This window comes from Geobacillus jurassicus NBRC 107829 (genome assembly GCF_001544315.1).
Lineage (GTDB): Bacteria > Bacillota > Bacilli > Bacillales > Anoxybacillaceae > Geobacillus > Geobacillus jurassicus.
In genome coordinates this window covers 21,324-36,137 of record NZ_BCQG01000039.1, presented here as the reverse complement: position 1 = coordinate 36,137, position 14,814 = coordinate 21,324, and the positions used below count along the sequence as shown (strand labels likewise).

13 protein-coding genes and 1 pseudogene are annotated in these 14,814 nt (G+C 54.2%); 13 read left to right on the top strand and 1 reads right to left on the bottom strand.

All coding sequences use genetic code 11. From position 1 onward, the window contains the following. Positions 1–46: 46 nt before the first annotated feature. The 10 genes and pseudogenes from GJ1_RS12085 to uvrC form a co-directional block, all read left to right on the top strand. Positions 47–519 (top strand): annotated as a pseudogene (locus tag GJ1_RS12085) (LLM class flavin-dependent oxidoreductase); the annotation flags it as partial. A gap of 144 nt (positions 520–663) precedes the next feature. Continuing rightward, positions 664–1,869 (top strand): hypothetical protein, encoded by a 1,206-nt coding sequence (locus GJ1_RS12080; protein ID WP_066232744.1) that lies wholly within the window; start codon positions 664–666, stop codon positions 1,867–1,869. Positions 1,870–2,028: 159 nt separating this feature from the next. After that, positions 2,029–2,973, top strand: a complete 945-nt coding sequence (locus tag GJ1_RS12075) for an NAD-dependent epimerase/dehydratase family protein (protein ID WP_066232742.1) — start codon at positions 2,029–2,031, stop codon at positions 2,971–2,973. Between the two features lie 72 nt (positions 2,974–3,045). Next, the gene (locus tag GJ1_RS12070; protein WP_245629381.1) at positions 3,046–3,372 is read left to right on the top strand and encodes a lysylphosphatidylglycerol synthase domain-containing protein; all 327 of its coding nucleotides are present in this window, start codon (positions 3,046–3,048) and stop codon (positions 3,370–3,372) included. Then, positions 3,369–4,868, top strand: a complete 1,500-nt coding sequence (locus GJ1_RS12065) for an alkaline phosphatase family protein (protein WP_066232740.1) — start codon at positions 3,369–3,371, stop codon at positions 4,866–4,868. The genes GJ1_RS12070 and GJ1_RS12065 overlap by 4 nt, the downstream gene beginning before the upstream one ends. Further along, on the top strand, positions 4,825–5,586 hold the full coding sequence (locus GJ1_RS12060) for a glycosyltransferase family 2 protein (RefSeq protein ID WP_066232737.1): 762 nt from the start codon (positions 4,825–4,827) through the stop codon (positions 5,584–5,586). Before GJ1_RS12065 ends, GJ1_RS12060 begins: the two co-directional genes overlap by 44 nt. Positions 5,587–5,681: 95 nt before the next feature. After that, positions 5,682–6,443, top strand: coding sequence for a hypothetical protein (locus GJ1_RS12055; RefSeq protein ID WP_066232734.1), 762 nt, complete (start codon positions 5,682–5,684; stop codon positions 6,441–6,443). 26 nt (positions 6,444–6,469) lie between these two features. Continuing rightward, on the top strand, positions 6,470–7,396 hold the full coding sequence (locus GJ1_RS12050) for an FTR1 family iron permease (RefSeq protein WP_066232731.1): 927 nt from the start codon (positions 6,470–6,472) through the stop codon (positions 7,394–7,396). Between the two features lie 48 nt (positions 7,397–7,444). Beyond that, on the top strand, positions 7,445–8,890 hold the full coding sequence (locus GJ1_RS12045; protein WP_066232728.1) for a nucleoporin-interacting protein: 1,446 nt from the start codon (positions 7,445–7,447) through the stop codon (positions 8,888–8,890). Between the two features lie 6 nt (positions 8,891–8,896). Further along, positions 8,897–10,669, top strand: coding sequence for an excinuclease ABC subunit UvrC (uvrC, locus tag GJ1_RS12040; RefSeq protein WP_066232725.1), 1,773 nt, complete (start codon positions 8,897–8,899; stop codon positions 10,667–10,669). Between the two features lie 43 nt (positions 10,670–10,712). Here the strand turns inward: uvrC and GJ1_RS12035 are convergent, their stop codons facing one another. After that, entirely contained in the window at positions 10,713–11,165 is a 453-nt protein-coding gene (locus tag GJ1_RS12035) for a YslB family protein (protein ID WP_066232722.1), read from the bottom strand. Between the two features lie 240 nt (positions 11,166–11,405). On the opposite strand from GJ1_RS12035, the gene GJ1_RS12030 reads away from it, so the two are divergent. The 3 genes from GJ1_RS12030 (at position 11,406) to sdhB (ending at position 14,704) form a co-directional block, all read left to right on the top strand. Then, positions 11,406–12,014, top strand: coding sequence for a succinate dehydrogenase cytochrome b558 subunit (locus tag GJ1_RS12030; RefSeq protein ID WP_066232719.1), 609 nt, complete (start codon positions 11,406–11,408; stop codon positions 12,012–12,014). A gap of 169 nt (positions 12,015–12,183) precedes the next feature. After that, positions 12,184–13,941 (top strand): succinate dehydrogenase flavoprotein subunit, encoded by a 1,758-nt coding sequence (sdhA, locus tag GJ1_RS12025; protein WP_066232716.1) that lies wholly within the window; start codon positions 12,184–12,186, stop codon positions 13,939–13,941. Between the two features lies 1 nt (position 13,942). After that, positions 13,943–14,704, top strand: coding sequence for a succinate dehydrogenase iron-sulfur subunit (gene sdhB / locus GJ1_RS12020; RefSeq protein ID WP_011232145.1), 762 nt, complete (start codon positions 13,943–13,945; stop codon positions 14,702–14,704). The last annotated feature ends 110 nt before the right edge of the window (positions 14,705–14,814 follow it).

Sequence of the window (14,814 nt, the reverse complement as noted above, 5' to 3'; positions counted from 1 at the left end):
GTTTTTTAAATTTTTAAATCAAAAAAATGGTTGACATCGAGAGGAAAGAGAGATGGAATTCGGCATCCGCCTCCATATCATTGTCCGCGAAACAGAAGAAGAAGCTTGGGAGGCGGCGGAACGGCTCATCCGCTATGTCGATGAACAAACGATCGCCCAAGCGCAACAGGTGTTCGCCCGCTACGATTCCGTTGGACAGCAACGGATGCGGCAGTTGCATAGCAGGGAAAGGGAATATTTGGAAATCAACCCAAATTTGTGGGCTGGGGTTGGATTGGTGCGCGGCGGCGCGGGAACGGCCCTCGTCGGCGATCCGGACACGGTCGCGGCCCGGCTTCGCGAGTATGAACAGCTGGGAATCCGCTATTTCATTCTATCCGGTTACCCGCATTTAGAGGAAGCCTATCGGTGGCGGAGCTGTTGTTCCCGCTGTTGCCGGTGACTTCCCCTCACTCCAGTTCTTCGATTCAAGGGGAAGTTGTGGGCAATGAGTTTTTTCCGACGTTTATTAAGGTGTGACTATTCTTTAGCATGGAGGGTTCTCCAAAGAGGGAATCCCTCTATTTTTTTTTCGCAAGGAATTGACATTGAAAATCATTATTCTTTATAATCACTATTGTTAATGAAATTCATTATCAAAAACTAGTCGATGGGGGGTACATGATGTTGTTCAAATGGAAGTGGATCGCTTTGTTCACGTCGGCAGCACTGGCGCTTGGAGCGTGCGGCCAAAGCGAACAGACAGCAGGAACGGAAAAAGAGAATAGCAACCAAGCGGCTGTAGAGAAGAAAGAAGAGCCAAAAACGGAAGAGAATTCAAAAGAGGAAAAAGAAGAAGCGGAAGTGGATTACGCGGCTGCCTTCGGTGAAGCGCTTGCCGAGCTCGACAAAGCGAAGCAAGGCGGAAAGGTCGACTTCAGCAAAGTGGAGAGCATCTACAAAAAAACGTTGCAGCCGCTCGTGCAAAAACGCGACGCGGAATTTGAAGATACGCTTGACCAACATATTACCACTGCGTTGGCCGCCGGCAAAGACGGGTCGCTCGAGCCATTGGTCGTCAAACAAATTTTCGACAAGCTGATGCAAAAAGTGTTTTACACGACGATCAAGCATGAGTTTACCGAGGCAGAAGAACATTGGGCCAATAAAGAAGAAGTAAAAGAAGAGATGGAAGAGGCCAAAGCGTTTTACGCGATTTTGCAGTCGACGGTGGAAAAGCGCGATGCGGCGTATGGGACGAAGTTAGTTGACGCCATTAACGGTGCGTTCGCCCAAATGGAGCAAGCGGTCCAAAACGATGATGCGCTGGCGTTTGCCCTCGGCAAGCAAGTCGTGGACAAAACATTGATGAAAACGTTCTATTTAGCGAGCGGGGCGCTGCCGCACGGTTATGCGGCGAAGGCGGCGGCTGCGGCCAAGGAAAACGAAAAAGAGGCGAAGGTGGAACAGGCGGAAGGCTGGGCGTTTTATCAGTCCGTCTATCCGTATATGAAACGGCATGCCGCTGAAGAAGCCGACTACATTTTGAAACAGTTTGACTTGCAGACCGATGTCAAAACGCTCGATCCGAAAGCGGTGAACCATGCGTTCGTGCGCGGATGGGCGAAAGTGGCGCTTCATGAGTATGAAGAAAGCAAAGAAAATTGGGGGCAAGACAAGTCGGTGATCACCGCCTTAGAAGGCGCGCTATTTATTAACATGATCGAAAATGATGTCAAAACGCTGCTCGGCGATAAGGCGTATGATGCGCTGAACGACCAAGCGGCGCGCTACTTGGAGGCGGCAAAGGCGAAAAACAAAGCCGAGTCGGACAAATGGCTGCCGCAAATTGAAGCCGCCTTGCAGCAAGTGATTGAAAAAGCGAAATAACCTGCCAAATGAGGGTGTCGGCAAGGCACCCTTGTTTAATGAGCGCCGGAACGGTGTCAATGCAGATGGAAACATTTTTTTCGTTGTGGTTTGCGACTTTCCGGCGCTGCTATGGTAAGATGCTAATGGATAAGGGAATTTGGCGATGGGGGGAAACAGGTGAAAGTTGTTGTCACTGGAGGGGCAGGGTTTATTGGCAGCCATCTGGCCGCCCGTTTGAGCGATCAAGGATATGAAGTGGCTGTCATTGATTGTTTTCATCCGTATTATTCCACAGAACGGAAAGAGCGGCAGTTCGAGGCGCTCACCGGCGGGCGGGTGCCGCTTGTCCGCTTTGATTTGCTTGACGGAAAAGAGACGAAAAAATGGTTTGTCAAGTTTCGCCCTGATGTCGTCTACCATTTGGCGGCGCTGCCGGGCGTGCCGTATTCCCTTGAGGAGCCGCTCGCGTATATCGACTATGACATCAAAGCGACGGTGAACGTGTTGGCGGCGGCAGGGGAAGCAGGGGCGGCGCATGTGCTGTTTGCCTCATCGTCATCGGTGTACGGCGACCGCGGCAATGTGCCGCTCAAAGAAGACATGGCGGATGGCCGCGTCGTTTCGCCGTATGCGGCGGCGAAATATGGAGCGGAATCGTTTTGCCATGCGTACGCCCATTTGTACGGTTACAAAATGACCATTTTTCGCTATTTCACCGTTTACGGGCCGTGGGGGCGTCCGGATATGGCGATTGGCACGTTTCTTCGCCGGCTGCTTTCCGGTGAAGAAATTATCGTGTACGGCACAGGGACGGCGCGCGATTATACGTTCATTGACGATATCGTTACCGGCATGGTCGCGGCGCTTGATCGCGGAGGCGGGCAGAGCGATGTGTTTAATTTAGGCGCCGGGGCGCCTGTCACCATGGAGCAGCTGCTTGCCGAGCTGCGGAAGCATTTTCCGGACATGAAGGTCGTGCGCGCGCCGGAGCGGAAAGGCGATGTGAAAGCGACGTGGGCGGACATTACGAAGGCGGAGCGGGCGTTTGGCTACAAACCGAGAGTGACGTTTGCCGAAGGGTTGGCTCGGACGGTGGCGTGGGCGCGCGAGCATGAGCGGTAAATGGGCCGCCAAGGCGGCATTGCGTGCGACTGGCGCGGCGTGTCCATTGTGGCGGCAGTGGCGGTGAGCTGAGTGTGCGAGGCCGTCGTGATTGGCGCGATCGCCCGCGCCGTCGACATGCCGCTTTCTTTTTGGCAGGCGGTGTGGGTCAACAGCGCCACAGTTTCCGGTCAAGTCGCCCAGGTGGCTCCGGGCGGGCTGGGAACATATGAGTCGGTAATGGCGTTCGCTTTGGCACAGTTGGAAACGCCGTGGGGGACAGCGTATACAGCTGCCGTGCTCACCCATGCGTTCAAATTTCTCTTTTCTTATGCGGCTGGCGCTCTTGTGTTGGTGTTCTCGCCGTCCGACTGGAGGGCGGTGCGGAGCATATGGAAAAAGGGAAGGGAGAAGCGATGAAAGAAGCATCACGATTCGAAAAAATCGCGGCGCGCTGCTGGAATTTGCTGAATGAAGGAAAGCCGTTCACGCCGATTTTTGTCGTGGGAACGATGGTCATCTACCATGCCGCCGATCTTATGGGCGGCCATGCATGGGCGTGGCTGCTCGGCATGGCGGCGGCGCTGCCGCTGTTTGTTGTCTATTATGTGTATGATTATCCATTGTTTTTGCGCAATTATTTATGGATCCCGTATGTCGTGTTTCTCCTCATTTGGTCGTTTGCCGACGCTGCGCTATTGCTGCTGGCGGCGGGACTCTACTTTTTCTTTACCGTCTTTTTTTGGGGAACGCTCTATTACCATTTGCGCATCGGCACGTCATGGTGGAATTTCACCCGCTTTTGGAAGCTGGTGCTGAAAAACAGCGATTCAACAAGCGGCAACGCCCAAGAACAGCTGCCGAAAGTCTTTCTCCTTTTGTCTGTTTGGGAATATGCGTCGATCCAAGTGGAACGAGGGGCGGATTTGGGGCCGCTGTACGGCGCGCTTTGGCTGTTTGCCGCTGGGGTATGGCTGTTTTCATGGGTGTTGCACCGGAATTTGTTCGACTGGCAGCCGGAGACCATTCCGACTTACACGAACAACGTGCCGGTTCCGACCATGCCGATCAGTGAGAAAGTGTATGTCATCGTCATTGACGGGATGCGCAAAGACCGGTTTGAGGCGGCAAACGCTCCATTTTTGAAACGGTTGCGCGCTCAAGGGACGGAATTTGCGCAAATGGAGACCGTCTACCCGGCGCGCACGGTCGTCTGCTTTACGTCGATGTTTACTGGCACGTATCCGTTTGAGCACGGCATTCGCTCGAATATGGTATGGAAGCTCGGAGTGAAAGTAGAGACGATTTTCGACTCGCTCCGAAAAGTAGGGAAAACAGGCCGCTTGCTTGGCATCGCTCATTTAGTCGATTCCTTTGGCGATGATGTCGAAACTGTGACGGCGGTGATGCCGAACGATCTTGCTGACCGTTATATTATCGAGCGGGCGAAACGCATTGTTGAAGAGCAGCAACCGGATCTGCTCGTCTTGCAATTGATCGCCACCGATCAGACAGGCCATAGCCGCGGTGTGCTGTATGACGAGTATATCGAAAAAATTGAAGAGGCTGATGCGTTGATCGCTGAGTTTGTCGACTGGCTTGCCGACCGCGGCGAACTCGAGCGCGCGACATTGATCGTCTGCGCCGACCACGGGCAGGCGGATGGCATCGGCGGTCACGGCCACCTCGATGAAGGGGAGCGGTATGTGCCGTTTTTCCTATACGGCCCGGCCATTGAAGCCGGAAAACGGATCGATGAGAAAAAAAGCCTTGTCTCGCTCGCGCCGACGATCGCCTACTTGCTTGGCGCGCCGTATCCGAGCCATAGCCGCGGGCCGGTCTTAATTGAAGCGATTCGAAAGGAGGAGAACGATGAAGAAACAGCGCGTCATCGTCTTTTTGCCAGCGCACAATGAAGAAGAAGCGATTGGGGAAGTGATTCGCCGCATTCCGCGCCATTTTCATCCCGCTGTCGAGGTGAGCGTCCTTGTCATTGATGACGGGTCGACCGACCGGACCGCTGAAGCGGCGCAAAAAGCGGGGGCTGATTACATTTGCCGCTGGTCGGAAAACCGCGGCCTCGGCGCAGCGGTGCGGCGCGGGCTTGAAGAGTGCGTCCGCCTTGGCGCGGATATCGGTGTGATGATCGATGCCGACAACGAATACCCGCCGGAGCAAATTCCGGATCTTTTAGCGCCGATTTTCGCCGGTGAAGCTGACTATACGATCGGCTCGCGCTTCCTTGGCACGATTCGCGGCATGAAATGGCATCGCCGCCTCGGCAACTATTTGTTCACTTGGCTGCAGTCTCTTCTTCTCGGCCAGCGGTTGTATGACGGGCAGTCAGGAATGCGCGCCTTTTCGCGCCAGGCGATGGAGGAGGCGGAAATCATCCACGATTACAACTATGCCCAAGTGTTGACGCTCAATTTAGTGCGCAAAGGGTTTCGCTTGAAAGAAGTGCCGATCCGCTATCAGGTGCGGACGACCGGCCGCTCGTTCATCAAGTTTACGGCCTATATGACCGCGGTCATCCCAGCCATCTGGAAAGAAATGCGCCGCCCGGTGAAAAAAGCGGCCATCGATCGTGAAGCGCATGTGCTTTCACGAAAGCGGGCGCGGCATTGTTCGTAAGGCGGGCCGCGCCTAGCCGCCGGGCGATGTTTTTTATGATTGACAACATCGGTGATAATGATTATCATTAATCTTGATAGGAGGGAGAAAAACGCGTGAAATCGTTCCGTTTCTTTTTTTACATAGTAATGATAGTTATTCTCAATTTCATTCCGCTGAAAGCGTTCGCCTACTCGTACGGAGATCCGAACAAAGAAGCAGTCGCCGAGGCGTATAAACAGATGAAAGAGAAGCTGAATGAACAGCCGCCGAATTTTGCCGCGACCAAGGATATTTTTGAAACGGTCAAAGACGAAATTGACATGCATATGGGGACGGAGCCGTCCGAGGCGGTGCTTTCAGCCCTCGAATCCAAAGACCGCCAAGCGGTGATCGAGGACATGGAAAAAATTTTAGTGCTCAATATCGCCCGCCGTTTGGACAATATTGAGACAAACTTTGACCAGTACGATACGAGCAAGCGGCTGTTGGCGAAGGCGTTTGCGACGTATGAGGCGCTGTCGCCGGTCATCCAAGGGAAAGACCCGGCGCTTGACAAACAGCTGCGCGGCGAGTTTGACAAAGCGCTGCAGTCGCTTGGCAACCCGGGGCTGTTCGGCGTCGGCGAGAAAAAATCGGATATCAACGTGTTTAAGAAAAGCAAAGAGACGATTTTAACAACGCTGCAAAAACAATTTGGCCTAAAAAGTGTAAAAATCGGCCACTTTTCGGAAAGCGCCGCAGAAAAGCCGGATGCGGTGCAAAAAAAAGAATGGACCGATTTGTCCGAAGCAAAAAACTGGATTCCGCTCATCGTCATCGCTGTTGTGATCATCGGAGCCGTCTTGATTTACGTACGTCGCCGGAAGCGTGCTTAGTCTAAACTTAATGAGGAGGCGGGGGCATGGAAGTTCAAGCGCTGCTCATCACGTTTCGCGAAGCGCTCGAGGCATTGCTCATTGTCGGGATTATTACGTCGTATTTGAAACGGGTGAACCATCGTGAATATACGAAATATGTGTGGCTCGGCGCCGCCTTGGCGGTGGCGGCGAGCGTCGGCGTTGCCATGTTGTTTCAACTTGTGTTCACCGGCTTCGCCGCGATGGGAAGTGAAATCTACTTAAAAATCGGCATTATGGTCGTCTCGACGCTTTTGTTGACGCAAATGGTGTTTTGGATGGCAGAGCATAGCCGCGATATGAAAAAAAGCGTCGAAGGGAAAATGGACCAATTTATTACGACCGGCAACGTCATCGGGATGGTTATTCATTCGTTTTTAGTTGTGCTGCGCGAGGGAGTGGAAACTGTCTTTTTCTTCGCCGCCATTACGCACGGCAACATCGGTGCCGCACTGCAAGGTTGGGGGGCGGCGACAGGAATCGTCATTGCCGCTTTGGTCAGCTACTTTTTCTTTAAAGGGACGATGCGCATCCCGCTGAAGACGTTCTTTAAAGTGACCGGCGCTTTTATCGTCTTGATCGCCGCCGGCCTGCTCGTGCAAGCCATTTCCATGATGCAGGACATTGGCCTCATCGGGAGCGTCATGCCGCACGTATATGACTTGACATGGTTGCTTCCGGAACATCCGATCGATTATGAGCATTATGTGCGCGACCATGGCGTCGCCCCCGTCTTTTCCGGTGAAGTCGGCGTCTTTTTAAAAGCGCTGTTTGGCTATTCATCGATGCCGTCGCTTGAGGAAGTGATCGCTTATATCGGCTACTTTGTTGTCGTGTATTTGCTTGTGACAAGCCGCCGCGGTCAAAAGAACGTTGCGGTCGAGAAACCGCCGGCCGCCGCGTTGGATGAAAACAAAAAATGCGTCATGTAAACGTACAAGGCTGCAACGCCTTGTACGTTTTCTTTGGAGGGGAACACGGTGAACAAACGGTTTGGCGACCGTCTTTGGATCGGCTTTAGTATCGGAACGGCTGTTTTGTTGGTTGGCGCGGGCCTATATTGGGCAAGCCCGTATGCGGCCACATGGGATGAAGTCGATTTTGCCTTGGCGCTTGAGCGCTATGACGTGTTGGCCATGCAGCCGCATTTCCCGGGCTATCCGTATTTCATCCTTGGCGGCATGGCGATGCACACTCTAGTTGCCAATCCGGCAAAGGCGCTTTCGATCTTGAATGTGCTCGTGTTGTTTTCCGCCGCCTTTCCCATCGTTTGGCTGTTCGCTCGGCATATGCCGCGCCCGGCGGCGCTGCTCGCCGCGCTTTCAGTGATTTCTTCCAGCTACGTGCTCCTTGCCGCCGCCCGGCCGATGTCAGACGGCGCCGCGCTTGGTGTGCTTTGGTGGTACATTTGGGCGGTGGAATGGGCGCGGCGGCGAACGGCATGGACGGCGCAGCTGTTGCCGATGGCGTTATTTAGCATCCTCATGGGGATTCGCCTGTCGTATGCCCCGTTTGCCGCGGCGCTGTTGGTCCTTTGGCATGAAGACTGGAAGGCGCACCGCCGGTTTGGTCGTCTCGCGGCGTCCTTGTTGGCGGCAGGGGCTTTTCAATTCATTTGGGTGGCGGCCGTCGCGGCGACGGAAGGCGGCCTTTGGCCGTTTATGAAGCTCGGCTGGGCGTTTGTCGTCGGCCATTTCAGCGACTGGGGCGGAACGGCGGCAACAAGCACGCTCCCATTTTTCGAACGGGTGCGCCGCTTTTTCGTTGACAACTTTCTTTGGACCGGCGTGGCCAGCCAAAACGTTTGGCTGCTGGCCGCCTATGCGGTGGTCGGCGCCATCGCCTGGCGCGCTGGGCCGTTTCGGCTGCCGCGCCCGCTTGTGATTTCCGCCTTGCTGTACGCTGTGTGGGCGCTCTTCGGACAAAACATTGATAAGCCGCGCCATCTCCTCCCGCTCGTTCATATCGCGCTCGTTTACGTGTGGGGGCGGCTGTTGGCCGCGCCCCGGACATGGCGGTTTGTTCTGGCCGCGGCGGTTGTGCTGCTGCAGGCTACAGTCGGCATCGGGCAACTGCGCGAGCAAGTCAGGACGCCGCCGGCCGTGTATCAGCTCGCAAACGATTTGCGTGACAAACGGCAGCCGTTTGTGGTATATACGTGGGAAGAGACGCGTGTATTCGACTATTTGCGCGTGCCGTTTCCACATAAAGACGTGCTCCATTTTTCTTTCTTTTTGCAAGACAAAGAAAACTACCGCCATGCTGCCATTTATATGACCGACCATGTCGTTGATGGATTTCGCGCCCAAGGGGTCGATGTTTCTAGCCATGTGCGCAAAGTGAAAACGTATCGTTCCAGTTTGCTTGCCGATCCAGTGTATGGGACGATCACGCTGTACGAATGGGTGGATGGAGCAGTGAGGTGATGGCCGATGAATGAGCGGCTGAAAGAAAAGCTGGCTGTGCTGCCGGAGCAGCCGGGCTGCTATTTAATGAAAGACAAACACGGAACGGTCATTTACGTCGGCAAGGCGAAGTCGTTGAAAGCGCGCGTCCGCTCGTATTTCACCGGGACGCATGACGGCAAGACGCAGCGGCTCGTAGAGGAAATCGCCGATTTCGAATACATCGTCACCTCGTCAAACGCCGAGGCGCTCATTTTGGAGATGAATTTGATCAAAAAGCATGATCCGAAATACAACGTCATGCTGAAAGATGACAAAAGCTACCCGTTTATTAAAATTACGGCGGAAAAGCATCCGCGCCTATTGATCACCCGCAAAGTGAAAAAAGACGGCGGCAAATATTTCGGTCCGTATCCGAACGTGCAGGCGGCGAACGAAACGAAAAAGCTGCTCGACCGCTTGTATCCGCTCCGCAAATGTTCGACGCTGCCTTCGCGCGTCTGTTTGTATTATCATATGGGCCAATGCCTCGCCCCGTGCGTCCATCCGGTGTCAGACGAGCAAAACAAGGCGATGGTCGAACAAATCGTCCGCTTTTTAAACGGCGGGTATGAAGACGTCAAGCGGGAGCTGGCTGAGAAAATGCACCAGGCAGCGGAAGCGCTCGAGTTTGAGCGGGCGAAAGAATACCGCGACCAAATCGCGGCGATTGAAATGACGATGGAAAAGCAAAAAATGATGCTCAACGACTTCATCGACCGCGATGTGTTCGGCTACGCGTACGACAAAGGTTGGATGTGCGTGCAAGTGTTTTTCCTCCGCCAAGGAAAGCTGATCGAGCGCGACGTATCGATCTTCCCACTTTATCAAGACCCGGATGAGGAAATGCTCACGTTTTTGGGCCAGTTTTACGCGAAGTCGCACCATTTGAAGCCGAAAGAAGTCGTCCTCCCGACGGACATTGACGGCGAGCTTGCCCGCGAACTGCTCGGCATTGCGGTCGTCCAGCCGAAAAAAGGGAAGAAAAAAGAGCTTGTCGAGCTGGCGAGCAAAAACGCCGCCATCGCCTTAAAGGAGAAATTTTATTTCATTGAACGGGATGAGGAGCGGACGATCAAAGCGGTCGAACGGCTCGGAGAGCGGCTCGGCATTCCAGCGCCGCGCCGCATCGAGGCGTTTGACAACTCCAACATTTACGGGGCCGATCCAGTCTCGGCGCTCGTTGTTTTCCTTGACGGCAAGCCGGCGAAAAAAGAGTATCGGAAATATAAGGTAAAAACGGTCGCGGGGCCGAACGATTATGAAACGATGCGCGAAGTCGTGCGCCGCCGCTATACGCGCGTGCTGAAAGAAGGGCTGCCGCTTCCGGATCTCATTATCATCGACGGCGGCAAGGGGCATTTATCGGCGGTGCGCGATGTGATTGAGAACGAGCTCGGCCTTGACGTGCCGCTTGTCGGACTAGCAAAAGACGAAAAGCACCGAACTTCGGAGCTTTTGGCCGGCGACCCGCCGACGGTGGTGCCGCTTGACCGGCAAAGCCAAGAGTTTTATTTGCTGCAGCGCATTCAGGACGAAGTGCATCGGTTTGCCGTCGCATTCCATCGCCAGACGCGGCAGAAAACGATGTTTCATTCTGCGCTTGACGACATCCCGGGCGTCGGAGAAAAGCGGAAAAAAGCGCTCTTGAATTATTTCGGCTCGGTGAAAAAGATAAAAGAGGCGACGGTGGAAGAATTGCAGCAGGCGAACATCCCGAGGGCGGTAGCGGAGAAAATATACGAAAAGTTGCATAAATAACGGTCAAACGGGCGTCCCTCCGCAAAACGGGCGCCCGTTCCCTTCATTCGATCGCTTGCTTCCGGTCCCATTTCACCAAAATGCGCGCTTTGCCGTTCCGCTTTGGCGGCAGTTCGACCGCCTCGGTGACGAACCGCTTTTGCCGCTCGATTTGCTGAGCGAGAAATCCAGCCTCAAGCTGGAACGAGCAACTGCCGTACAAAGAAAAGCGGGCGGCGATGATGGGGCCGGACAGCTCGATATATAGTTCGTCGTTTCGCTCTTCGTCAGCCGACAGCGCCCCCCAGCCGGCCCGTTCAAAAAATAGGGCGACATCATCGAGCGTTTCGAGCGGGTAGCGCCGCGCCAGCTGTTTGCCGGCCCAGTACAGCAGCGGGGCGGCGTCTTTGCCGAGCAGCTCGGGAAGAAGCGAATGCCGGAGCAGTTCAGCCCCGAATGCGGAAAGCGCAATCGACCCAAACGTTTGATATTGGTCCTCTAATGGTGGCTGCTTCATCGTTTTCCCCTCTTTCTCTATTTCCTCATTATAGCTGAATTGCCGCCGGAGTGCATCTTCTTTCCTGAGGTGGCACAACTATAAGAATGTTTGAACATTTTGTGGCAGTGTTTTCTTGACGCTTGTACAATGTGGGAGTACAATGAATGTGACAAAGCGAATAGGGAAATGGAAGATGTTTCCGTTTCCGCACTGCGAGCGAGAGGCACATATTTTTTATCAGTTGAAGGGGGTTTACATATGGCAGGGAATCGCGAGTTTTATTACCGCCGGCTCCATTCGCTGCTTGGGGTTATTCCCGTTGGCATTTTTTTGGTGCAGCACTTGGTCGTCAACCATTTTGCGACGCGCGGGCCGGAAGCGTTTAACCGGGCGGCGGAGTTTATGGGAAACTTACCGTTCCGCTATTTTCTTGAAATTTTTGTTATTTTTCTTCCATTGTTGTTCCACGCTGTATACGGCATTTATATCGCGTTTACAGCGAAATTCAACACCCGCCAGTACGGCTATTTCCGCAACTGGATGTTTATGCTTCAGCGGATCACCGGCATCATTACATTGATTTTTGTCGTCTGGCATGTGTATGAAACGCGGGTGCAAGCTGCATTGGGCGTTGAAGTGAACTATGACATGATGGCCAACATTGTCGACAATCCGTTTATGCTCGGATTCTATATTGTTGGAATCTTGTCCACCGTATTTCACTTCGCCAACGGCTTATGGTCATTCTGCGTCAGCTGGGGTTTGACAGTGTCGCCTCGTTCGCAGCAAGTGTTTACGTACATTACGATGATCATTTTCGTTGCGCTTTCCATTGTCGGTATTCGCGCCATTTTGGCGTTTGCGTAAGACAAGCGTTCCATTCCTAGGGAATGATTCGATGATGAACCGCTGCGTTGGCTCGTGATGGATCGCGCCTTAGCCGCTCTCCGAACGATCGCTTGGTCGATGGCGGGACGGCAAGGCAAAACGTGCGGCATGCAAGCAAAAGCAGCAATCTATTAGGGAGTGAGTAGCTATGAAAAAAGGGAAAATCATCGTTGTTGGCGGCGGTTTGGCCGGCTTGATGGCCACGATTAAAATCGCCGAGGCAGGAGTGCCTGTCGAACTGTTTTCGCTCGTTCCGGTAAAGCGTTCTCACTCCGTCTGTGCCCAAGGCGGCATTAACGGAGCGGTCAACACGAAAGGGGAAGGCGACTCTCCGTGGGAGCATTTTGACGATACCGTCTATGGCGGGGACTTCTTGGCGAACCAGCCTCCGGTCAAAGCAATGTGTGAAGCGGCGCCGGGGATCATTTACATGCTCGATCGGATGGGCGTCATGTTCAACCGGACGCCGGAAGGACTGCTTGATTTCCGCCGCTTCGGGGGGACGCAGCACCACCGGACCGCATATGCGGGGGCGACGACTGGCCAGCAGATTTTGTATGCGCTTGATGAACAGGTGCGCCGCCATGAAGTGGCCGGGCTCGTCACGAAGTACGAGCATTGGGAGTTTTTAGGCGTCGTTTTGGATGACGAGCAAATTTGCCGCGGCATCGTCGCACAAGATTTGCGGTCCATGGAAATCAAAGCGTTTCCAGCGGATGCCGTCATTTTGGCGACCGGCGGCCCGGGGATCATTTTCGGGAAATCGACGAACTCCGTCATCAACACCGGTTCGGCGGCTTCGATCGCTTACCAGCAAGGCGTTTACTACGCCAACGGCGAGTTCATCCAAATTCACCCGACGGCCATTCCGGGCGATGACAAGCTCCGCCTCATGAGTGAATCGGCGCGCGGGGAAGGCGGGCGCATTTGGACGTATAAAGATGGGAAGCCGTGGTATTTCCTCGAGGAAAAATATCCGGCTTACGGAAACTTGGTGCCGCGCGACATCGCCGCTCGGGAAATTTTCCACGTCTGCGTCGACTTGAAGCTCGGCATCAACGGCGAGAACATGGTCTATTTGGATTTGTCGCATAAAGATCCGAAAGAGTTGGACATCAAGCTTGGCGGCATTATCGAAATTTATGAGAAATTCATGGGCGAAGATCCGCGCAAAGTGCCGATGAAAGTGTTCCCGGCCGTTCACTATTCGATGGGCGGCTTATGGGTCGACTATGACCAAATGACGAACATCAAAGGGCTGTTTGCTGCCGGCGAGTGCGACTATTCGATTCACGGCGCGAACCGCCTCGGGGCAAACTCGCTTCTGTCGGCGATTTACGGCGGAATGGTCGCCGGCCCGAACGCCGTCCGCTACATCCGCGGCCTCGAGAAATCGGCGGATGCGATGCCGTCGACGTTATACGACAGCTATGTGAAACGGGAGCAGGAAAAATGGGAGAACATTTTGGCGATGGACGGCACGGAAAACGCCTATGTGCTGCATAAAGAGCTCGGTGAATGGATGACGGCGAACGTGACGATCGTCCGCTACAACGACCGGTTGCTGAAGACGGATGAGAAAATTCAAGAGCTGATGGAGCGGTACAAAAACATCAGCGTCACCGACACGTCGAGATGGAGCAACCAAGGAGCGACGTTTATCCGCCAGCTGTACAACATGCTGCAGCTCGCCCGCGTCATTACGCTTGGCGCTTACCATCGCAATGAAAGCCGTGGGGCGCACTACAAGCCGGAGTTTCCGGAGCGCAATGACGAAGAGTGGCTGAAAACGACGATGGCCCGCTACACGCCAGATGGTCCGGCGTTCCATTATGAAGACGTTGACGTCTCGTTGATTAAACCGCGCAAGCGCGACTACAGCAAAAAGAAAGAGGAAGTGAAGTAAGATGAGCGAGAACAAAACGGTTCGTTTGATCATCACGCGCCAAGATCGTCCGGATTCCGCGCCGTATGAAGAAGAGTTTGTCATTCCGTACCGCCCGAACATGAACGTCATTTCGGCGCTCATGGAAATTCGTCGCAATCCAGTCAACGCCAAAGGGGAAAAAACGACGCCGGTCGCTTGGGAAATGAACTGTCTGGAAGAAGTATGCGGAGCCTGTTCGATGGTCATTAACGGCAAACCGCGCCAGGCGTGCGCCGCGCTCATTGACAAACTCGAGCAGCCGATCCGCCTTGAGCCGATGCGCACATTCCCTGTCATCCGCGACTTGGTCATCGATCGGAGCCGGATGTTTGACGCGTTGAAGCGAGTGAAAGCATGGATTCCGATCGACGGAACGTACGACTTGGGTCCGGGGCCGCGCATGCCAGAGCGGAAGCGGCAATGGGCGTACGAGCTGTCAAAATGCATGACATGCGGCGTCTGCCTCGAAGCGTGCCCGAACGTCAACAGCAAGTCGAACTTTATCGGCCCGGCGCCGCTGTCGCAAGTGCGGCTGTTTAACGCCCACCCGACCGGGGCGATGCATAAAGCCGAACGGCTGCGGGCGATTATGGGCGACGGCGGACTGGCCAACTGCGGCAACTCGCAAAACTGCGTGCAATCGTGCCCGAAGGGCATTCCGTTGACGACATCGATCGCGGCGTTAAACCGCGAAACGACGATTCAAATGTTCCGCGATTTCTTTGGCAGCGACGAAGTGTAGCGGCAGAATCAAAATCCCCTTCATTCGAATAGACATGAGGGGGATTTTTTGTTTTTCTGGACAAGCGGCAGCCAACCGTCTCCGGCGAACCGAAAGATGAAGAAAAAAAA